The organism is Pseudanabaena sp. PCC 7367, from assembly GCF_000317065.1.
Lineage (GTDB): Bacteria > Cyanobacteriota > Cyanobacteriia > Pseudanabaenales > Pseudanabaenaceae > Thalassoporum > Thalassoporum mexicanum.
In genome coordinates, this window is sequence record NC_019690.1 from 63412 (window position 1) to 82813 (window position 19402).

21 protein-coding genes are annotated in these 19402 nt (G+C 44.9%); 11 read left to right on the top strand and 10 right to left on the bottom strand.

What is annotated here, in order from left to right; genetic code table 11:
* The first annotated feature begins 129 nt into the window (after positions 1-129).
* Positions 130-561 carry a helix-turn-helix domain-containing protein gene (locus tag PSE7367_RS21640; RefSeq protein WP_015163675.1) on the top strand — a complete coding sequence of 144 codons (432 nt, stop codon included), beginning with the start codon at positions 130-132 and terminating at the stop codon, positions 559-561.
* Positions 558-1145, top strand: a complete 588-nt coding sequence (locus PSE7367_RS21645; protein WP_015164177.1) for an IS630 family transposase — start codon at positions 558-560, stop codon at positions 1143-1145. Before PSE7367_RS21640 ends, PSE7367_RS21645 begins: the two co-directional genes overlap by 4 nt.
* Here PSE7367_RS21645 and PSE7367_RS18605 read toward each other — a convergent pair.
* The 4 genes from PSE7367_RS18605 to PSE7367_RS22825 all read right to left on the bottom strand — a co-directional run bounded on the left by PSE7367_RS18605 (position 1138) and on the right by PSE7367_RS22825 (position 4922).
* Positions 1138-1884, bottom strand: coding sequence for a hypothetical protein (locus PSE7367_RS18605; protein WP_051038190.1), 747 nt, complete (start codon positions 1882-1884; stop codon positions 1138-1140). The two genes, PSE7367_RS21645 and PSE7367_RS18605, sit on opposite strands and share 8 nt — an antisense overlap.
* 415 nt (positions 1885-2299) lie before the next feature.
* Positions 2300-2668 carry a DUF6527 family protein gene (locus PSE7367_RS22820; protein ID WP_015146104.1) on the bottom strand — a complete coding sequence of 123 codons (369 nt, stop codon included), beginning with the start codon at positions 2666-2668 and terminating at the stop codon, positions 2300-2302.
* Positions 2669-2673: 5 nt separating this feature from the next.
* On the bottom strand, positions 2674-4089 hold the full coding sequence (locus tag PSE7367_RS18610; RefSeq protein WP_015146105.1) for a ThiF family adenylyltransferase: 1416 nt from the start codon (positions 4087-4089) through the stop codon (positions 2674-2676).
* Positions 4086-4922 carry a multiubiquitin domain-containing protein gene (locus PSE7367_RS22825; RefSeq protein ID WP_015146106.1) on the bottom strand — a complete coding sequence of 279 codons (837 nt, stop codon included), beginning with the start codon at positions 4920-4922 and terminating at the stop codon, positions 4086-4088. The genes PSE7367_RS18610 and PSE7367_RS22825 overlap by 4 nt, the downstream gene beginning before the upstream one ends.
* Before the next feature lie 107 nt (positions 4923-5029).
* Between PSE7367_RS22825 and PSE7367_RS18620 the strand changes: the two genes are divergently transcribed.
* Genes PSE7367_RS18620 through PSE7367_RS18635 form a run of 4 tightly spaced genes read left to right on the top strand, consistent with a single transcriptional unit; the run spans position 5030 to position 6853 of the window.
* Positions 5030-5392 carry a helix-turn-helix domain-containing protein gene (locus tag PSE7367_RS18620; RefSeq protein ID WP_015146107.1) on the top strand — a complete coding sequence of 121 codons (363 nt, stop codon included), beginning with the start codon at positions 5030-5032 and terminating at the stop codon, positions 5390-5392.
* On the top strand, positions 5392-5886 hold the full coding sequence (locus PSE7367_RS18625) for an ImmA/IrrE family metallo-endopeptidase (protein WP_051038192.1): 495 nt from the start codon (positions 5392-5394) through the stop codon (positions 5884-5886). The genes PSE7367_RS18620 and PSE7367_RS18625 overlap by 1 nt, the downstream gene beginning before the upstream one ends.
* A 12-nt stretch (positions 5887-5898) precedes the next feature.
* Positions 5899-6264 carry a helix-turn-helix domain-containing protein gene (locus tag PSE7367_RS18630; protein WP_041698387.1) on the top strand — a complete coding sequence of 122 codons (366 nt, stop codon included), beginning with the start codon at positions 5899-5901 and terminating at the stop codon, positions 6262-6264.
* 16 nt (positions 6265-6280) lie between these two features.
* Complete coding sequence (locus tag PSE7367_RS18635) at positions 6281-6853, top strand: IS630 family transposase (protein WP_041698386.1); 573 nt, start codon at positions 6281-6283, stop codon at positions 6851-6853.
* Positions 6854-7031: 178 nt separating this feature from the next.
* Here the strand turns inward: PSE7367_RS18635 and PSE7367_RS18640 are convergent, their stop codons facing one another.
* Together PSE7367_RS18640 and PSE7367_RS18645 are read right to left on the bottom strand one after the other, a co-directional pair.
* Positions 7032-8744 carry a DUF262 domain-containing protein gene (locus PSE7367_RS18640; protein ID WP_015146108.1) on the bottom strand — a complete coding sequence of 571 codons (1713 nt, stop codon included), beginning with the start codon at positions 8742-8744 and terminating at the stop codon, positions 7032-7034.
* A 171-nt stretch (positions 8745-8915) separates the two neighbouring features.
* Positions 8916-9608, bottom strand: a complete 693-nt coding sequence (locus PSE7367_RS18645) for a Uma2 family endonuclease (protein ID WP_015146109.1) — start codon at positions 9606-9608, stop codon at positions 8916-8918.
* 396 nt (positions 9609-10004) lie between these two features.
* Here PSE7367_RS18645 and PSE7367_RS18650 point away from each other — a divergent pair, with 396 nt between their 5' ends.
* A complete protein-coding gene (locus tag PSE7367_RS18650) occupies positions 10005-10649 on the top strand; it encodes a PilZ domain-containing protein (protein WP_015146110.1) in 645 nt (214 codons plus the stop codon).
* Here PSE7367_RS18650 and PSE7367_RS18655 read toward each other — a convergent pair.
* Positions 10594-13602, bottom strand: coding sequence for a Tn3 family transposase (locus tag PSE7367_RS18655; RefSeq protein ID WP_015146111.1), 3009 nt, complete (start codon positions 13600-13602; stop codon positions 10594-10596). The genes PSE7367_RS18650 and PSE7367_RS18655 overlap by 56 nt on opposite strands.
* Before the next feature lie 151 nt (positions 13603-13753).
* On the opposite strand from PSE7367_RS18655, the gene PSE7367_RS18660 reads away from it, so the two are divergent.
* Positions 13754-14302 carry a recombinase family protein gene (locus PSE7367_RS18660; protein WP_015146112.1) on the top strand — a complete coding sequence of 183 codons (549 nt, stop codon included), beginning with the start codon at positions 13754-13756 and terminating at the stop codon, positions 14300-14302.
* A gap of 92 nt (positions 14303-14394) precedes the next feature.
* On the opposite strand, the gene PSE7367_RS18665 is transcribed toward PSE7367_RS18660, so the two are convergent.
* The 3 genes from PSE7367_RS18665 to PSE7367_RS18675 all read right to left on the bottom strand — a co-directional run bounded on the left by PSE7367_RS18665 (position 14395) and on the right by PSE7367_RS18675 (position 16420).
* Complete coding sequence (locus PSE7367_RS18665) at positions 14395-14730, bottom strand: helix-turn-helix domain-containing transcriptional regulator (RefSeq protein WP_015146113.1); 336 nt, start codon at positions 14728-14730, stop codon at positions 14395-14397.
* Positions 14723-15061 (bottom strand): type II toxin-antitoxin system RelE/ParE family toxin, encoded by a 339-nt coding sequence (locus tag PSE7367_RS18670; protein ID WP_015146114.1) that lies wholly within the window; start codon positions 15059-15061, stop codon positions 14723-14725. The genes PSE7367_RS18665 and PSE7367_RS18670 overlap by 8 nt, the downstream gene beginning before the upstream one ends.
* 300 nt (positions 15062-15361) lie before the next feature.
* Entirely contained in the window at positions 15362-16420 is a 1059-nt protein-coding gene (locus tag PSE7367_RS18675; protein ID WP_015146115.1) for a PDDEXK nuclease domain-containing protein, read from the bottom strand.
* A gap of 228 nt (positions 16421-16648) precedes the next feature.
* Here PSE7367_RS18675 and PSE7367_RS18680 point away from each other — a divergent pair, with 228 nt between their 5' ends.
* The 3 genes from PSE7367_RS18680 to istB all read left to right on the top strand — a co-directional run bounded on the left by PSE7367_RS18680 (position 16649) and on the right by istB (position 19348).
* Positions 16649-16918 carry a HigA family addiction module antitoxin gene (locus tag PSE7367_RS18680; protein WP_015146116.1) on the top strand — a complete coding sequence of 90 codons (270 nt, stop codon included), beginning with the start codon at positions 16649-16651 and terminating at the stop codon, positions 16916-16918.
* 176 nt (positions 16919-17094) lie between these two features.
* Positions 17095-18783: an IS21 family transposase gene (istA, locus tag PSE7367_RS21365; protein WP_015146090.1), complete on the top strand. Its 1689-nt coding sequence runs from the start codon at positions 17095-17097 to the stop codon at positions 18781-18783.
* Positions 18671-19348: an IS21-like element helper ATPase IstB gene (gene istB / locus PSE7367_RS18690; protein ID WP_041699222.1), complete on the top strand. Its 678-nt coding sequence runs from the start codon at positions 18671-18673 to the stop codon at positions 19346-19348. The genes istA and istB overlap by 113 nt, the downstream gene beginning before the upstream one ends.
* Positions 19349-19402 lie beyond the last annotated feature (54 nt).

Sequence of the window (19402 nt, forward strand, 5' to 3'; positions counted from 1 at the left end):
TTAAATAGAACCGCATTATCACGCAGATTTTCGCCATTTTGAACCCGCAACCATTCATTCCACTCCGTCATATATAGCAATTCCAGATGATTATAGAGAATAATAGAGGGTAGTATATGTTGAGAAGATATGCCCCTAGAAGAATTTATCGCCAGTAACCCAGACCCGCGCGAGATGAAACGCGCATTAGCAGTACAAATGCGTCTTAAGGAGATGAAACACCATGAAATTCAACCAATCCTAGGCGTGAGTTCAAACTATATCAGCCGCTGGGAGAGAAAGTATAGAGAGCAAGGCATAGCAGGTTTGAGGCTAGGCCATAAAGGCAGTGCGGGCTTTTTGAGTAAGGTAGAGCGTCAGGCGGTAGTTGAATGGATCGCTCAAGAAAGGCAACGTACAGTATCTGAAGTAGTTGAACATATAGCCCAGAACTATGGAGTGATATACCGTTCGGTGCAAAGCTATTACGATTTGCTCAAAAGTGCTGGCATGAGTTGGCATAAGGGGAGAAAAAAAGCCCCAGGTATGATGCATCTGTGGTGCACGAGCATAACCAAATGATTAACAATTGGCTTAAGTCTCATCAACCAGAGATTCAAAACGGACAGATAAGGGTATTTGCACTAGATGAGTGCCATACTCGAGCAGGTGATATTTGTGGGTATGGCTGGGGAGACCGTCAACAGCGGCTGGAGGTCAAAGTTGATAACTACCGAGATAGCCAGACTTATTTTGGCGCCTTAGATTGTCTGAATGGAGATTTAATCTTACAGTCCTATCAAAGTGCTAATAGCTCCTCGACAATTGAATTTGTAAAGCATTTGCACGATATCAGTGCTGGTGCCAAGATATTGCTAGTGTGGGATGGCGCTAGTTATCACCGCTCCCAAGCGTTTCGTGATTTCCTGACCCAAATCAATCAAGGACAGGACTGGCAAATACATTGTCTGCGCTTTGCTCCTTATGCACCGGCAGAGAACCCGATTGAAAATATCTGGGGACAAGCCAAACAGGTGTTACGCCAGATGCATCAATTTTGTCGTTCCTTCAAGCTAACCAAGAAACTATTTGAGCTATTTTTGAGGTACAGATTATTTACATTGCCTGATTTAAGTACCTATAGCGCTTTCTCTAATATCATTTAAGATTGCTATAGTCCTGGTCAGTGGCAACGGGTACGCGCTGATTAATTTGTAAAACACCATACTGAATATAGCCATGGGCAACACCCGAATTACCCGGCTGATCATTACCAATCAACATAAACTGTGATAGGTAGGGGCCAACCTCTACCTTCGGCGAAGAACCTCTGAACAGAGTTTGCGGACTCAAGACCCCGTTTGGCGTGGTACGAGGTCGGCCAGGAAGACCAGCGACGGTATATGGCAGAGCATTTAAGCGATCGATCGACTCGTTAATAGTAGTATTAGATTTATTAGCTGCAAAATCCGTGAGAGGTTGGTCGCGCAACAAAGCTAATTCATATACTTCAGCCATCTCATAGGCTAACTCATCAGAACCAAGCGGTGGTGCTGGAGCCATAGTGACGGCTTGTGGGTCTGGGCCTTCTAACTCAAACACAATCCCTGCAGTGGGTGCCTCCCATGCCCTATCTTTAGCCGATGCAACCCTTACCTGAGCCGTGAAAGCATTAATAAACCCTTCATCGATTGCTCGGCGAAAGCTCTCAAAGTCTTCTTTATCGACAATAAGACCAGTATTGGAATCATGCCGTAAGCCTTTAGTAAAGCTCATCGCATAGTTAGCGCTCGCATAGCGTTGCTCGTCACCATTACTCTTATGCTCAGGATGTAAACGTTCTCTAGCCTTGATCGCGGCTGTCATCCGCACCTTATAGGCTTCTTCTCGACGATAATCACTCATCGGACCAAATATCTCCTATATAAAGACTCAAACAATAATTCAATGCGTTAGTTATCGCTGATAAATAATCAATTAGAGATCATTTCCAAATAGTAAGTAAATACGGACTGATCAAAAAAACGATGTATCAAAAACAAAATTTATGACAAACTATTATAAGTTTATTAAATAGGGAAAAGATGTTTTCTTACTAAAAATACATAGATAAGTCTTATCCTTTGGTTAATACTAAACTAAGTGAACTGTAATGACGTTTGCACTGCCCATACCCCCTACTTTGTCAAACAAGGTGCATTCCTTTGATCGATGGTGCGGCAAATCTATTGCGGCCGATCTTGCTAAATCTACTAAGCATCAATGGTTGTTGCGATCTGCTCGATCCCAATATGACAGGCTAGGAATATGAATGCTTTCCTTATCCTCTGGAAATATGATTAGAATCTTCACACCATCTGACATGGCCTTTTCTTATCCAAAAATGACATTTACACTCGTTGAGCTGCCGAACCGATGGATATAGAGATGGGCGTTGCAGCCAATCGCTACGAACTCTCCAGAATGGGTGCTTTGGAGCTCTAAGAGATAGAAGAATTATTTCTTCACATCCACCAGGACAGCGAAAGCAAGCCCATTTTTGGTAATCATCCGATCCCACAACTATAATTTCCCCCAGAACTATTTCTTCAGGACTTGGATGGGAATGTACAGTCCTGCATACAAACTCAGGCCTTGGTATCAGGCGAAATGAAATTAATATATTTCTAACTAACACTCGTAGAGACATTACACTTATACCTGATCAAGAAATGGTTCAATATCGCCTCTACCCCAATACTGCTCAGAGTTACATATAAGGCAGTTTTCTTTGGACTTAGCTCCCTGTTTGCGATCCTCGGCAAGGTAAAACTTCCTAACCCTATTTGCAATTGCCCCCACTTCACCACGAAATCCTTGTAGGCGGTGGATTAGTTCTTCAACAGCCATATTCGCAACACCAGTTGTAAAAGTCACTACTGCTGGACTAGGGTTGCCTTCCCCGATAACATAAGCTTCGGCTTTTCTACCCTCATACTCAGCGGGTTGCTCACGTTTAAGTGCCTCATCACGAGCCACGACTAGGTCAATCACTTCGCGGCATAAAAGACAGGTGCCCCCAGGGATAAGGGTTGTTACTCGACCGTCTAATGATTGTGTCCAAGGTGGAATAGAATTTGAGATCTCAATGGCAAGACCAAGATCAAAAACTGGTGTGAGATAAAAATAAGCAAATCGGTTTAAAAATAAGCGGCCAGCATGATCGTCAGTACAACTAAAAATAACATCGCAGGACTTTAACGCATCTCTACATGACGTATTACTAATCCACGATTGATAGGTTTTTACCTGTACCCCAATTCCTAGCGATTCGATTTCTCGCCTGATCACTTCTACTTTAGGACGCTGATTCTGGGCATCCATCAAAGTTGCACCATGTAGTCTGTTCAAATTTGTTGCTTCAACCACATCCCGATCAAAAAGCACAATTTGCTTAACTCCCAATCTCGGAAGAAGCATAGCCACAGCGCTTCCTGTGCCACCACAGCCAACTATACCGACTCGAAGCATCGACATATCATGATTAAAGGCCTCACCAAAAGCCAGAGACTGACGTTGAAAAACTTGGGATGGAATAGCTTTTCCTCGATCTGGATAATGCAGTTGGATTCGATCACCAACAGTACATATCAAGGATATGGGCTCGTAAGTTTCAGGATCAGTCCAGCAACGGCCTATCAAGCCCCCATCAGGAGTCAAAATCAAACTAATCAGCCTCGCATGAGCTCCATTTCGATTCTGGGCTAATTGCACTAAATCTGGCTCATTGATATCGTCTTGCTGTGAGAACGCAGCAAAGCCGCCAGGATGACTATGAACAATGGCAACTATCATGTCCTTGTCCTGAGCAAGTTTTAACGCTTTAACAAAGGAGTCTGTTGCCCAAGCAACGTGCTGGGGTGAATGTGAGATAATCTCTGAATCAGGAATTGACACAATCTCACGGGACAAGTATTTGACAGAAGGATTCTCATCCCATGGATCAGATTGAATAGCTGCCTGCCCGCATAGAAGGTATGCAGCCATTTCTTTACCATCCTGCCGGAGTAACATACACTGCAGCTCAACCAAGTGTTGCTCACGCAATGTGAGTTTTATTAATTTGGTCATGCGGCAACCTCCAAGGCATGTTCAACCCTCTTTAGCATTGTCCAGATGCCGTCAACACCAGGTCGCCACTCTCTGTTATGACGTGACCAGCGTTGCCACGATCGTCCATCAAAAGCATATGGTTGATTTGCCGCTTTTGGGAAACAATTGCCCTGTCTTAGTTTGATCCACGGATCTAGAAAAAACATATCTGGTGGGGCATCAGGGTAACCGGATGGCAGAATAAGAAGCAAATCTGTCTGATTGGCATCAAATTGAGTGGGAAGTGGAAATCCAGGGAAAACAACCCCACACTTAGATCCGTCCACAATTTCCTCGAAATCCAGACTCCTGCTTTTCAGATATTCACGATCTTGTGATGGCAATAGAATCGCATTCTGGCCTTCTGTAGTAGTCTTTTTACCGGTGAAGAAACGCTCTACCCCTTCGGCATCAAGATTAACCTCTTCTGCATTTTCGATCGGCCGATCTTCACCGCCACGAACTTCCAACCAAATGCCGTAAGCCTTAGGATCAACCCCAGCAAGCTTTTTGAGCTGAATACCAGTGATGATAGGGATGCCCCATTCAAATCGACGACCATCGATTACAAGTCGAAAAGAGCGATCGCTACGCCAGGTAATAAAACGTTCGATCCCCATCTGTCTTAGATCAACTGTTTCATCAAGTCTAATTTCTTCCAACTGACCGCCTGGCAAAAGATAAAAGATAAGATATTCATCTGATGGCCGCTTTTCTGCTTTTTCAAGCAGTTGAAGGCCCGTGATCACGGGATCTTCAACAAAATAGGTTTTCTCATCAATCTGAACTTGAATTTTTTTAGTAGAAATCATTGACAACCCTCCTGGTTGCGATATTGACTAGCAATTGCAAGAATGCAATCACACTGGCAATAATTGCACATATGATTTAAAATTGCAAGTAAGCAACTGGAGGTAAGATGGGAAATGTAGATTTCGACGTAGAAGGATTCTATGCAGCCTTAGATAGTCAACGTCAGTCTCAAAAATTGACTTGGAAGCAAGTAGCTAAACAATCTGGTGTTAGTGCATCCACTTTGACACGAATAGCACAGGGTAGAAGGCCTGATGTAGATAGCCTTGCTGCACTGCTAGCATGGTCGGGACTAAAAGCTGAATCCTTTATCCAAAATAATAAAAGCAGTACTAATAAGAAAGCTGACCCACTTGCACAAATATCAACATATTTAAGAGCAGACTCTAATTTAACTGCCGAAGGAGTTGAGGCAATTGAAGCGATTGTAAAAGCAGCATACGAAAAACTTCGTAAGGATGGGCAATAATGGCTCTACGCCGTGGTTTTAAGACAGAAGCAAATGAATATGCTAGAGAATACCGTGAGGAGTTGGGTCTTCCAGCACATTCCCACCTATGCCCATGGGAGCTAGCAGAGCTATTAGATATTCCTATTATTTCAATTTCAGAATTAGATAGTGAACATAATAACTATGATTTAGAAAAGCATGTTAACTACCTGACTAATATTGATTACAAGTGCTTTTCTGCTGTAACAGTTTTCGATGGTTACCGTCGCATAATTGTTCATAACGATTCGCATAGTCCTAAAAGACAGTCATCTAATGTTGCACATGAGTTAGCTCATGGAATTCTACAACATCCACCAACAGTGCCATTTAGTGAGTGTGGCTGTCGCAACTTAAATAAAGAGATCGAGGATGAGGCAAATTGGTTGGGTCCGGCCCTCCTAATTTCGGAAGAAGCTGCACTTCATACAGCAGATTCCGCAATAGAATATGACATGATAGGAGTAAAGTAAGAATCAAAAAGTATGAGAGCCCATTCTCTAGATTTGCGTCAGCGCATAGTCACAGCGTACGAAAATAAAGAAGGTTCAATCCGTGAGTTGGCAACCCGATTCAGCGTTAGTAAAGACAGTGTCCATCAGCTGCTCCAACTTTATCGCACTACTGGTTCAGTTGAGCCAATTCCATACAAGGCAGGAGCAAAAGCCAAGTTTAATGAAGCTGCTCTGGCTGAGTTAGCAAAGTTAGTAGCCGCTAAAAATGATGCCACACTGTCGGAGTTATGTGAGCAAATGTATGAACGTACTGGCATCAGGGTATCAGAACCAACCATGTGCCGTACGTTGCAAAGGCAGGAGTTAACTCGAAAAAAAAACTTTTCACGCCGATGAAAGGGATACAGAACGAGTGCAACAGCTGAGAGCAGATTATCAACGCTGGCTTTGGCCACAGGCAATGGAAAACCTGGTATTCATTGATGAGACAGGCGTTAACCTGGCAATGACCAGGTTGTATGCAAGGGCTACTCTAGGTGAGAGAGCCTATGCTAGTAAACCACTTGCTCGAGGCAAAAACGTTACTATAATTGGGGCTATGGCATTACGCGGTGTGCTGACTAATTTTACTTTTACTGGTAGCAATAATACTGATACTTTCGTGTCCTATCTCAAAGATAAATTGCTGCCTAACCTATGGTCTGGTGCAATTGTGATTATGGATAACCTCAGTGTACATAAGGTTGATCCTGTGCGAGAGTTAATTGAGTCCGTCGGTGCTCACTTGGTTTACTTACCGCCTTATTCACCAGAGCTAAATCCGATTGAGATGCTGTGGTCAAAGGTGAAACAGTTTCTACGCTCTTGGGCGGCCAGGGACTATGATGACTTGCATAAAGCTATTTCTAACGCTCTTGCCAAGGTTTCTCTAGACGATATTATGGGCTGGTTCCTTGAGGCCGATCTCTGTGCGTCTCTAATCTGAAATGCGCTGTATAGCCAGGAAAAAGATTGATGTCGAACAAGCATCTGATCTCTACAGCGTTACAACAGACGTTATCAGAATGCGCTTAAATGTAACTGGAGCAAAAAAACGAATGAATCGCCGAGCAACTATTAGGGGATGATAATGGCGTTTTCCTTCGCATAGGCGATCGCCAAAGTTAGTCACCAAAATCAATCCGCCAGATACCAGCTGCTACATTAGCCAGTTGCTTCTGACGCGACTCGATTTTTTGCTCATCCCAGGTTTCATAATGCTCAGCAATTGCCCTGGTAATCCGAAAGTCACTCTGTGCATAGACATCTCGCTTAGCAGCATATTCTTGATTACCAACTTCACGATTGCGAGCCGTTTCCAGAGGGGTCATATTGCCCAAGCGATAGATTAAGCGGTCTTGTTTTAGCTCTTCAATATATGCCCATGCTTCAGACGGACTTTCAGGCAAGATATGCTCCAAGTTGTAGGTCGCACTTTCAAATTCAAATGCTTGCCCTGATCGCTGTTTCTCAATTTCAAACAGGATGTAACGCGCCACTGTCTTGTTACGGCTGTAGGTAGTGCGGAGCTCCTTCTCAGCAAACGCTCCTTTAAATTGAGTATCGTCTGGATATACATCCCGTAATGCAGCCATGACCTGTTGATAGCTGCTGTAGATACCATCAGATAACTTCCAGGCAATATCGTTATAGAGGCGCTCTTGCTCATGGGTTTGCAAGCTACAGATCACGTTATACCGAAATGAAATAACGGCCACAGCTTTCAAAATGCGGGTAAATATCTGGCGATCACGGTCGAAAAATTGTTGATGGCAGGCCAAAAGCATGGCTAGGGGCTGACGTACGCTAAACATTCGCAGTTGCTTTAAGGCTTGTTTCTCGTCTGTTTGCCAACTGGCATCCTGGGGGTCACGCAGGGCAGCATAGACAGCAGCACAATGATCCAGGTTACGCACCAGGACAAAAGCATGTTCACGGGTAGTTATACGCCGCCGAATCGTTTTGAACAGCTCAGACTTACGCACCAGCTTATTGCAGCTATTCCAAAAGATGCGCAGGAATTCAGGGAAGCTCTCACTCCCTAGTAGACCGACAATCCGCTCCCACTGCTCTTCCAGAGCCTTCATTTCGGTTTCGTGGGTGTTTGCAGTGCCAATTAGCGAGAACAGATAGTTTTTAAGCAAATCGGTGGCAGAAAGGCGTACACCTCTGGCATTGAGGGTTTCAAACACTTTGAAGGCGTTTAATTCGTCTGTTACCGTGATGACGGTAAAAAATAGTTTATCTACCAGGGAATCAATAAATGCCGCAAAATTCTGCCCACTATTAGAATACTTACCAAGTCTTGACTTCAGACGCTCTTTAAACCAGATAAAGGCTTTGCGGAGTTGGTGTTCAGATGCGTTAAGCCCCCGGCCAGGTATTTGCGCCAAAGGGACAAGGTAGGTTTGATAAAAGCGATTATTATGCCGGTTTAGCTCTAACTTGGAACGTGGCACCAGGCTGACTGGATCAACATAGCCAATGTAGCTATTTTGCAATTGCTCTTTACGCAGAATATTCCTGTCAGCATCCAAATCAGCAGCAACTAAATCCTGCAAGTAGGACAGACCAGCCAAGATCATGATACTGATCGTGGTCATTCGTTGCTGACCATCGATGATATCAAAGCGTTTGTTATCGGATGATTGCAGCACAAGATATCCCATATAATGGGCGGGCTCGCCATCATCTGCAAAAAGACCAATGATATCTTGCCAGAGGTCATCCCATTCATCCTCACCCCATGAGTAGTCTCGCTGAAAGGGAGGTACATGGTAAGTTAATCCATTACCGAGCAGCTGACGAAAGGTAGAATTGTAGGTGTTAAAGTTCATGGTTGCCCTGATGCAGTGCCCTCTCCTAGCTTAAAGATTGCTCTATGCGAAAGCAAATCGCTTCTAAGGGACTGGGTAAGTCGATCGGGAATTGCTTCTCTTCATAGATATCAACCAAAGTAGCAAGCGTTTCTTGGGAATTTTCATCATAAATCTCCGCTAACTGCTAACTTAGCGATCAGCTTGTGACAGTTTCTCCACAAAGGCTTGATGTTCAGGAATAGCTAGCCCCTGCTGCAATACCTCCAGCACCCTGGCAAAATCCTCATTCAACAGGGCAGTTTTATCTAGCCATAACCCTGGGAATCCCCCTGAGCATATAATTCCATCTGAGTTGGCTGGCATCTGCTTATATTGACCATCTTGCAGTCTGAACCAATCAAAAGCTTTGTTGTATACTCGCCAGACTAAGTATTCCTGTACCCGATTACGGCGATAGGCTTCTAGCTTGTCATGCATATCGATTGAGGTACTGCTGGCTGCAACCTCTAAAATTAACTCTGGCGCTCCTTCCACATAACCATCGGTACTGATACGGGCCTGTCCCCCTGGCATAATCATCAACAATCCATCGGGTTGCACTTCATTGTCCATGTCCAATCGCACTGTGGCATTGTCACCAAACATTAACCCAGGCGTGGCAGTTTCATATACTCCTAGCCAAGTCATCATTTTTCCATGCGGATAGCCATGACTATCAATTCTTAGCGGTGATGCCATGTAGACAGTTCCTTCAATTAACTCTGCTTTTTTAACATGCGGCATTGCCATATATCGGCGTTCAAACTCTTCACGCGAGAGCTTGTCGCCACTTTCAAGGGGCAGAGTTTGAGTTGGTAGCTTGATCAGGTTTGGAGCAGCCATAATTCACCTCAGGGAAATTGCATCGCTTAGGTTCAGCTATATCTATCTTACAGGGGATATAGCCTTACCACGGCGTGTTAAGACATTGCTTCTGTTAAGAGCCTGAATTGTCAAAACATGGACTCAGAGTATGTCCTAAACCAAAAGCGTAGCGCTATAACTGAACTAGAGCATCACTAACTTACACAGGAAAAGCTGACGCAATGAGCCTAAACACAAATCACCTAATTGTCGCAAATCGAAAACTGCATTTTACATTTACAACCATGAGCACTGTTGGAGATCGATGAGTCAGAATCATCGGGTGATGGCCATCATATAATTATTGCTTGATATTTTGTTACATTTTTGCCAATAAGCAGTATTTTCTTAAAGCTATAGCAATTGGGGATTTTTGTGACTATTGAGCATCAGAACAGCATTACATCAATGGTGAGACATTACGAAGAGCTAGAAGGAGCGGCAGGTAAATCCGCCCGCTATCGAGCCCGCCGCTTTACAGCTGATAGTCTCTTCCCTGCTGCCAAGCCATCCCTCTACATTCGCCAGACACGTTATCCCCTAATTGATCTGAGTGCCTCAGGTCTAGCCTTTAGCAAACGAGCTGACTTACCACGCTTCGATGTCAACAGCGATATTGATCTGGCGATCGCCTACAAGGACATCACCCTATTTGAGAGCAAGGCAATTGTAGTGCGTGAAGAACAATCTGCCCACAGTGCCAAGATTGCTGTGCATCTCGATGGTAGCCATCTTGATATTGATAAACTGCAACAGCTCTATCAACAGGCCATCTTGGTAGATCGTCTGAAAGGGATTGAAAATACCCAGCAATATATTGCCTCTATTCCCAGTGACTATCGTGCCTTATGTGATGAGGTCATTTATCTGATGCATGAATACCGCGAGGCATTAGAAGATTGCCCAGCCTCTACTTCTATAGCAATGTTACGGGTCTTGAAGTCCAATGGAACGAAAACGTACGCTAAGAGAATAGAAGTAAGTCTACGGGCAGGTTCAGGGGTCTCAGCTCTCCATTAACAACTTGCTGCGCCAAAGTGAAAGAGTAATGGCCCAACATATTAATATGTCTATACAGCAGAGGTGATAACCTTGCTATATCTGCATCTTTCACATCTACAGCCTGTTTTCGTAGATGCTCTAAGGCCGCCTGAATATAAATAGTGTTCCACAGGACAACAGCATTAGTAACCAAGCCCAAAGCCCCTAATTGATCTTCCTGTCCTTGTCGATAGCGCTTACGAATTTCGCCCCGTTGGCCATGGCAAATAGTGCGAGCAACACGGTGCCTGCTCTCGCCCCGATTCAGTTGCGTTAAGATGCGGCGACGATAGTCCTCATCATCAATATAATTGAGCAGGTACAGTGTTTTATTGATGCGGCCAACCTCAATGATGGCTTGGGCAAGGCTTGATGGCCTTTCACTTTTCAGTAATGAGCGGATCAATTCTGAAGCCTGAACAGTACCCAACTTCAGAGAGCCAGCAATCCTTAACATGTCATCCCAGTGTTGCTCAATTCGATGGGTATTTACTCGACCACGGGCTAAATCATTGAGTACACCATAATCTGCATCTTTATCGACACGCCAGAAAATTGCTTCTCCTGCATCTGCCAAGCGTGGGGAAAACTGATAACCCAGTAACCAAAATAGACCAAACACCATATCACTGGTACCAGCGGTATCCGTCATTATTTCAGTAGGACGTAAGCCTGTTTGTTGCTCCAATAGTCCTTCCAAGACAAAGATTGAATCTCGCAGAGTACCGGGAATAACAATGCCATGAAAGCCAGAATACTGATCCGAAACAAAGTTATACCAAGTGATACCTCTGTGAAAACCAAAGTATCTTCGATTAGGGCCTGCATTTATGGTCCGAATTGGAGTTACAAAACGGATGCCATCAGCAGAAGCAACCTCACCGCCGCCCCAATGATTAGCTAAAGTAAGGGTGGCTTGATGATCGACAAGTCTGGCATTGGCTTGCACTAACGTTTCCGCTCGCAGATAATTTTGCTTGACCCAAGTCAACCGATGACGCGTCAATGCAGGTATATGGTTCTTGATTAAGGGTTCTAATCCAATATTGCAGGCTTCGGCTAGCAGTACTGCACAAATACTAACGTCTAGATCATTAACACGAGCATTAGCTTCACTCACATGCGTAAATTCATCGGTAAATCCAGTGTGAGTATTGATTTCCAACAATAACTCGGTGAGATCTACGGCTGGTAACAATTCTGTAATCTCTTGATTGAGTTGAGTTAGGCTGGGTGGCTCAGCCAGTTTATCCAGGTTTGTAATCGTTAGCGAAGGATGTTGACCGGAATGATCGATTCTGACTGATTGGTTATGCTCAAAGTTACAAGCGACTTCTTTGTAGGTGGCATCCATTTGGCTCACTAAGTTTGCGATCGCTTTTTGGGGATTGATCGGATGACCAAGCGAGCGAGCAATCTGGATGCGATTTGCTTGCCATTCTTTGCCCCGTAGCAACTTTGCTCTGGGGTCACCCCAGTGATCGCTATTGTCGACATAAATATCCCGACGACGGAGTGAATCTTGTAGCTTATCGAGGAAACACAGTATGTATCCTCGTTTGGTTACGCGTCCTTCTGGATCAAAGACCAGGCGCTTCCACGGATTAGTAATAATTTCTAGTGGTGGGTCTTCCAGAATTTGCTTACGTGAGATACCCATAGACACCAGGTATTTAAAGGCTGACAGGGTAACTTCGCCCGCAGGTGCAGCCTTGAATACAATATTGTGAAGTAGGCTTGGTAAAAAACGCCGCACACGACCATATTGTTCGACAATCTCATCATGAAAATTGTCGTCTGCTGGGCGAGCTAGCTCATTAATGAGCGCCACCGATTCAGCTAGCTTGTCTCGGGAAATTCGTGCAAAAATAGCTTCTCTCAACTGGCTGTCTTGGTTTTCCTCATTCAGGATCAAGATACCAACTTGTGCAAGTGCCAGCGCGGCTTTATCTAAATCTTTGAGTGTTCGTAACCGCTTTTTTTGACCAATCCTTTTTGCTTCTCCAGCAATACCGGTAATGAGTAAGTCAAGGACATCCAGAGCTTCATCAAGTGCTATCGTCTCAAACGCTTTCACAAAGGCTACTAAGATCGCAATACGTCTGTGATCGGGCATCCTGGCAATTTTATGCATGGAGGTCATACCTGCATGACGAGCCAGATTCTTCAATCGCACTGGTGGAATATAGGAAAAGTCTAGTTCCTGCATTCCAAATGCTTTAAAATATCTATAGCGCTCAATTGCTGTATTAAAGGCTGCGCTACTGATTCTGACTGGCCCTTTACGATAGCGATCAAAATTGGAAGTACGTTCTCCTTCTGGCACTTGTAGTAGAGTTTGTAACTTTGCTTTTTGTTCATTTGTGGGTAATGATGATAATCGTTGCCATAATTGATTTGTGGTTCTTTCTCGAATCTCTGCAATTAAGCGGGTCAGAGTTGTAGCACCTGGCAACAGCACTTTATGTTGGATTAGCCAGGCGGTAGCAAAGTCAAATAGCAAACTTGGTCTTTCATTACTGATCCAGGCACGCGTGTAGAGCAATCGGCTTAACCGAAATGACCACGGTGGAGCACTAAAATCATGGTAGCCATAGTAGTCACGGATCAATGCTGTGTGCTCGCGTTTAGTAGTTTCTCTCTGGGCATAACCTGCCACAATAGAAATATGGCGAATTGATAGTTGTTGGGCCACAAATGTTTGCACGTTGCGGGGGATCAGCGCCAGATCTGAAAGGAATGTGCCTAAAAAACGTACTGATGTTAGTTGCAAAGCAAAGCCGAGCCGATTTTGGTCACCGCGTCGATTAGATATAAATGCCAAATCACTTTGATCGAGATGAAAGTAACGTGCTAGCTGCACTTCATTGGGTTCACCTGTAAACTGTCCATATCGTGCCTTTTGCTCTGCGGTTAAAAAATCAACTGGCATCCAGGCTCCTACACTCAACGCTGTATAAGAATATTGTCTATTAATTCGCAAGTTAGTAGACAGGCAAAATTATCTTAAATATACTGTCTAATAAGTCGTTTTTAGCTATACTAATAGACAATATGTCTATGAATCGATTTAGGAGACAGGTTTGAGGCTTTTTGGCTATGCGCGAGTCTCCACTAGTCAGCAATCTCTTGATATTCAGTTGAAGGCTCTCAAGAATGCTGGGGTGAAACCAAGTCGCATTTTCTCTGATCAGGCATCTGGTCGCAATGCCGATCGTGAGGGGCTGAATTTGTTACGCCTTAAGGTCGAACATGGTGATCTGATTTTGGTAAAGAAGCTCGATCGCTTGGGCCGTGATACTGCTGATATGGTTCAACTTATCAAGGAGTTTGACCAGATGGGTGTAGCAGTCAAGTTTCTCGATGATTGCATCAGCACTGAGGGAACTATGGGGGAAATGGTAGTTACAATTCTCTCCGCCGTTGCTCAAGCTGAACGTCGGCGCATTCTTGAGCGTACTAACGAAGGCAGGCTTGAAGCCAAAGCCAAGGGTGTACAGTTTGGCCGTAAACGTAGTGTTGATCGTAACAAGGTTTTTGCTCTTAAATCTCAAGGACTGGGTGCAACTGCGATCGCTAAACAACTTGGCATCGGGCGCTCTACTGTCTATCACGTCCTCAATAATCCTTAGCGTACGTTTTCGTTCCATTGGACTTCAAGGCCCATAAAAACGCCCCTGAGAAATGACCTTGGCCTTATAATTTTACTTCTGTCTCTCAAGATTTAGGTAGTAGGCTCTTCACTCATATCTAGCCTTTGCACTGTAATGCCATAGCCCATGGATTTAACGATCGTGTTGATCGTATCGAATCCCGGCTTTGCCTGCTCTGATAGAGCTTTTTGAATCCCATTGCGGGTAAGACCACTTTGGGTGGCTAGGGCTGAAACGCCTTTAACTCGTGCGATCATTCTTAAGGATGAAAGCAGAGCGGGGGTGCAACCATCTTTTGCATATTCTTCAAAAGCCGTTGCCAAATAGCTGTCTATTTCATCAGGGTGATTACGATAATATTCTTCATCAACCTGATCTATAGTTCTGTACTGTCTTTTTTCAGCCATTGTCTTTATACTCCTGCCAATAGGCTTTAGCGTTTTTAATGTCCTGCTTTTGGCTACTCTTATCACCACCACAAAGCAAAATTATAATATTTTCCTTATCCTCCCCGAAATACACGCGGTAGCCAGGGCCAAAAAACATCCTCAACTCTGAAACGCCTTTCCCCACTGCCTCACAATCGCCATATAGCCCACTTGCAAGCCGCCTAATCCTGACTCGAATGCGCTCTATAATCTTTTGGTCTTTTAAATCTGTAAGCCAGTCAGTGTAAGGCTCGTTACCGTTTTTGTCGGTGTAAACCAGAATTGTTTTTGGCTGTATCTCTCGAGCCATATTGCAACTTTCTTATGAATATATCATGTGCATACAACTGTATGCAATAAAAGGATGAGTGACTTGCTATGTTTTTTCCCTTGCCGTTAAAACCTTTGCGATCGGTTCCAGTTTAATCCCCCAGCGCTGAGTTTCGGTTAGCAGGTCTTCCCAATCCGTCAAGGGACGCTGCGCTCTGAAGCCCTGGACAGCTCGGAGCCCATAACCTGCTGCCCTACCCTTGGCTTTGGGGTTACACTAAACAGGAATCTTTGAAGGGGTTCCCTAAACAGGATGTGTTTTACCAAGAAGGCTTGTCAATCAATCGTCACTTTTACGATCACTTTCTTCCAGCTCGGCGATCGCGGTTTCCATCTCCATTTCTAGCTGCTCCACAGTCGGCAAGCTTTCTTCAAGATGTTTGGGTAACTGATGGGTAGAAACAGCGATCGGCGTATTGATGTTGCGTAATGCATATTCAGCCGTTGTGCGATCCTTTGACTTGCACAATACAATGCCGATTGTCGGCTGGTCATCAGGATGACGTAGCAAATCATCAACTACTGCCACATAGAAATTCATTTTGCCCGTATATTCCGGCCGGAACTCTGTCACCTTCAGATCAATGATGATGTAACAGCGCAGTTTGAGGTGATAGAACAGCAAATCCATGAAATATTCATTACCTGAAACCTCAAGTCGATACTGGCTGCCAACAAAGGCAAAGCCCACCCCCAATTCCAAGAGAAAGTCTCGGATGTGTTTGACCAGAGCAGATTCCAGCTCTCGCTCTTGAACTGTCCCTGTGAGTGCAAGAAAATCTAGATTATAGGGATCTTTGAGTAGCTGATTTGCTAGATCTGATTGTGGCTGTGGCAAGGCTCGCTCAAAATTGTTAACCGCACTGCCCTGGCGTTGGTAGAGCTTGCTTTCAATCTGCAGCTCGAGGATGTTACGACTCCAGCCATTTTCGATTGTTTCCTGGGCATACCAGATGCGCTCTTGCGGATCTTTAACATGATCCAAAATACGGACATTATGGCCCCACGGAATTTGTCCAACAAGCTGTTGGACAATTTGTTCATCGGGATATGCCTCAGCAAAAGATCGCATATACATCAGGTTTGTACGTGAAAATCCCTTCATATCAGGAAACTCTCGTTTCAAGTCTTTGGCTAAGCGCGTGATCACTTTACTGCCCCAGCCTTCTTCTTGTTGCCGTTGTAGGATATCCCGACCAATTTGCCAGTAAAGCAGCACCAGCTCCTTATTGACAGCTAATGCCGCTTTGACCTGGGCCTGGCGGATACGGGTCTTGAGATCGCTCAAAAAAGCGATGTAGCTTTCTTCTTCAGGAAATAGGGTAGGTGATTTGGGCATCGTTTAGCTATAGTCCAACATAGAAGCGATCGCAACAAGCGTATCTCATGTTGTCACTTTGCAGCTGTTGGTTTGTAAAATTGTGCAACAAGCTGCTGCACAATTGGCTAACCTGAATACTTATGACTTAAGGCCATGGTTTCTAAAGTATCCAAGTGTGAGCACATTAGATAATACAGAGAGCCGCTAGATGTTGAGATTATTGATTTCCACCAGAGGGGGTTTATTATGAAAATTCCCAATAAACGCCCTCCTTCACACCCTGGAGAAATATTGCTTGAGGATTTTCTTAAGCCAATGCAGGTTTCACGGCGTGTGCTTGCTGAAGCAATTCATGTCCCAGATCAACATGTTAGCGAGCTGATCAATAGCAAGCGCAGTATTACGCCAAGCACTGCCCGACTGTTGTCAATCTTCTTTGGCAATAGCCCAGGTTTTTGGCTAAACTTGCAGCAAGTATGGGAGCTTTATCATGCCATGGAATATGATGAACAATAGTTGTTAGGCGACAATTACCTTGGCGTCTGGATGACGATTACTTGGCATAAAAAGATGATCGCCAGCAAGGATATGAGATCGCAAGTGGAGGTAGGCGTCAACTAGAAAAAAAGAGATCAAAACGGGAAAAAAGAAAGACACTAAAGACGTTCAAACAGGAAAGTGGAACGTCAGCAGTGTCAGGTCAATATATAAAACAATATCAAGTGCAAGTGTACAAGAAAGCACGAGAGGTCGGCTGCAATCAAAATGAGTCAGCCGAGATTGCCGGCATATCAGTCCGTAGCGGCAGCCGTATTGAGCAAGGCAAACACCAGCCCAAGAGTAAAGGTGAGCGAGATTGGCGCACCCGCCGAGATCCGCTATCAGGAGTGTGGGAGGAAGAGCTAGAGCCAATGCTTCGACGTGAGCCTCGTCTAGAGGCGATGACATTGTATGAATATCTAGCCGAGCATTATCCAGGCCAATATGAGCAACAATTGCGTACCTTACAAAGGCGAGTGCAGGTATGGAAAAGTATCCATGGCAAACCGCAGGAGGTAATGTTTGAGATCCGCCATCAGCCCGGCGAAATGGGTCTATCAGATTTTACCGAGCTCAAACAGGTGGAAGTTACCATCAAAGGGAAACAATATGAGCACCTGCTGTACCACTACCGTCTGGCCTACAGTGGCTGGCAATATGTGCAGGTAATCGAGGGTGGCGAGAGCTTTATCGGCTTGTCTGAAGGATTACAGAATGCGCTGCATGCCTGTGGTGGTGTACCAAAGCAGCATCGCACCGATAATTTGAGTGCTGCCTATCGGAATATGGCGGGCAAACGGCATAAACCACTAACCCAATTCTATGCCGAGCTATGTGAACACTATGGCATGAGTCCAAGTCGCAATAACCCAGGCGTGGCTCATGAAAATGGCTCCATCGAATCTCCCCATGGACATTTCAAGCGCCGGTTGCGCCAAGCTCTGTATTTGCGTGGCAGCTTTGAGTTTGAGTCAGTGAGTGCATATCAAGAATTTATCGAGCAGGTGGTTGCCAAGCTCAATTGTAAATGCAGCGCCAAGTTTGCCGAGGAAAAAGTAACCCTACAACCACTACCGAGATATCGCTGTGCCGATTACGAAGAATTGACGGTGCGGGTGACCTGCCACAGCACCATTTCGGTGCGCTGCATTCTTTACACGGTGCCATCAAGACTGATTGGCAGGCAGCTGAATATTCATATCTATCACAACCGCCTGGTCGGTTATTTGGGGCAGCAACAAGTGGTGGAACTACCCCGTTTGCGAGTACATGGGTCAGCCAAAATCCGCCGTGCTCGCTGTATTAACTACCGCCATGTAATTGATAGCCTCAGGCGTAAACCCCGTGCCTTTATTTACTGCACCTGGCAGCAAGACCTATTGCCTAATCAACAATGGCGGCAGCTGTGGCAGAGGTTACAGGCTGATTTTGAAATCGATAATGCAGCGCGCATCATGGTTGAAGCCCTCTATATTGCTGCCAAGCACGATAGAGAAACTACAGTGGCCGACTATCTTGAAACCCAACTGCAGCAGGGCACTCTCAGCCTGAAGGCTCTACAGCAACAGTTCCTACTACCCCAGCAGCAATTGAGCGTACCTCAACTAAACGTACAACAACATTCGCTTTCAGCCTATGACCAACTCCTCGAAACCAAACCCGAACAATACTCTGAGCCTGATACTCAAACAGCTACGACTCTCGCACATGCTCCAACATTGGCAGACTATCGAGCAGAAGGCCACCCAACAGCATTGGGCTTACGACCGGTTCTTGCTCGCTCTGTGCGAATTGGAACTGGATTATCGCCAACAGAATCGGATCAAACGAGCTCTCGCTGAGGCTAAATTACCTACTGGTAAAAGCTTTACCTCTTTCGATTTTGAACATTGCCCTAGTTTCAAATCAGCGCCACTGATCCAACTGGCACAAGATACGGCCTGGTTGGATAGGGCCGAAAACTGCTTGCTATTTGGACCTTCCGGGGTCGGTAAAACTCATCTTGCTGCTGCGCTCGGGCGCTCGATGATTGAAATGGGCAAACGGGTTAAGTTCTTCTCGGCCTATGCTTTGCTACAACATCTACAGCAAGCCAAACTACAACTTCAGCTTGCCTCTATCCTTGCCAAACTTGACCGCTTTGATTTACTCATTATTGATGATCTTGGCTATGTCAAAAAATCTGAGGCTGAAACTTCCGTCCTGTTTGAGCTGATTGCTCATCGTTATGAACGCAAAAGCCTCATCATTACTGCTAATCAGCCTTTCTCGCAATGGGATCACATCTTTGCCGATGACATGATGACTGTTGCTGCCGTTGACCGCCTCATTCATCATGCTCTCATTGTTGAAATTCATGCTGATAGTTTCCGTAAACGCAACGCTGTTGAGCGCTCGCAAAAATAATAATCGCTATCAATCCGAATCTTACTGCTCCTTGAGGTTCAACATATGCAGTTC

What these genes read in the sequence shown, in the direction of transcription:
- PSE7367_RS21640 (WP_015163675.1), top strand. Translation starts at nt 130, where the DNA reads ATGCCCCTAGAAGAATTTATCGCCAGTAACCCAGACCCGCGCGAGATG.
- PSE7367_RS21645 (WP_015164177.1), top strand. Translation starts at nt 558, where the DNA reads ATGATTAACAATTGGCTTAAGTCTCATCAACCAGAGATTCAAAACGGA.
- PSE7367_RS18605 (WP_051038190.1), bottom strand. Translation starts at nt 1,884, where the DNA reads ATGAGTGATTATCGTCGAGAAGAAGCCTATAAGGTGCGGATGACAGCC.
- PSE7367_RS22820 (WP_015146104.1), bottom strand. Translation starts at nt 2,668, where the DNA reads ATGTCTCTACGAGTGTTAGTTAGAAATATATTAATTTCATTTCGCCTG.
- PSE7367_RS18610 (WP_015146105.1), bottom strand. Translation starts at nt 4,089, where the DNA reads ATGACCAAATTAATAAAACTCACATTGCGTGAGCAACACTTGGTTGAG.
- PSE7367_RS22825 (WP_015146106.1), bottom strand. Translation starts at nt 4,922, where the DNA reads ATGATTTCTACTAAAAAAATTCAAGTTCAGATTGATGAGAAAACCTAT.
- PSE7367_RS18620 (WP_015146107.1), top strand. Translation starts at nt 5,030, where the DNA reads ATGGGAAATGTAGATTTCGACGTAGAAGGATTCTATGCAGCCTTAGAT.
- PSE7367_RS18625 (WP_051038192.1), top strand. Translation starts at nt 5,392, where the DNA reads ATGGCTCTACGCCGTGGTTTTAAGACAGAAGCAAATGAATATGCTAGA.
- PSE7367_RS18630 (WP_041698387.1), top strand. Translation starts at nt 5,899, where the DNA reads ATGAGAGCCCATTCTCTAGATTTGCGTCAGCGCATAGTCACAGCGTAC.
- PSE7367_RS18640 (WP_015146108.1), bottom strand. Translation starts at nt 8,744, where the DNA reads ATGAACTTTAACACCTACAATTCTACCTTTCGTCAGCTGCTCGGTAAT.
- PSE7367_RS18645 (WP_015146109.1), bottom strand. Translation starts at nt 9,608, where the DNA reads ATGGCTGCTCCAAACCTGATCAAGCTACCAACTCAAACTCTGCCCCTT.
- PSE7367_RS18655 (WP_015146111.1), bottom strand. Translation starts at nt 13,602, where the DNA reads ATGCCAGTTGATTTTTTAACCGCAGAGCAAAAGGCACGATATGGACAG.
- PSE7367_RS18665 (WP_015146113.1), bottom strand. Translation starts at nt 14,730, where the DNA reads ATGGCTGAAAAAAGACAGTACAGAACTATAGATCAGGTTGATGAAGAA.
- PSE7367_RS18670 (WP_015146114.1), bottom strand. Translation starts at nt 15,061, where the DNA reads ATGGCTCGAGAGATACAGCCAAAAACAATTCTGGTTTACACCGACAAA.
- PSE7367_RS18675 (WP_015146115.1), bottom strand. Translation starts at nt 16,420, where the DNA reads ATGCCCAAATCACCTACCCTATTTCCTGAAGAAGAAAGCTACATCGCT.
- PSE7367_RS18680 (WP_015146116.1), top strand. Translation starts at nt 16,649, where the DNA reads ATGAAAATTCCCAATAAACGCCCTCCTTCACACCCTGGAGAAATATTG.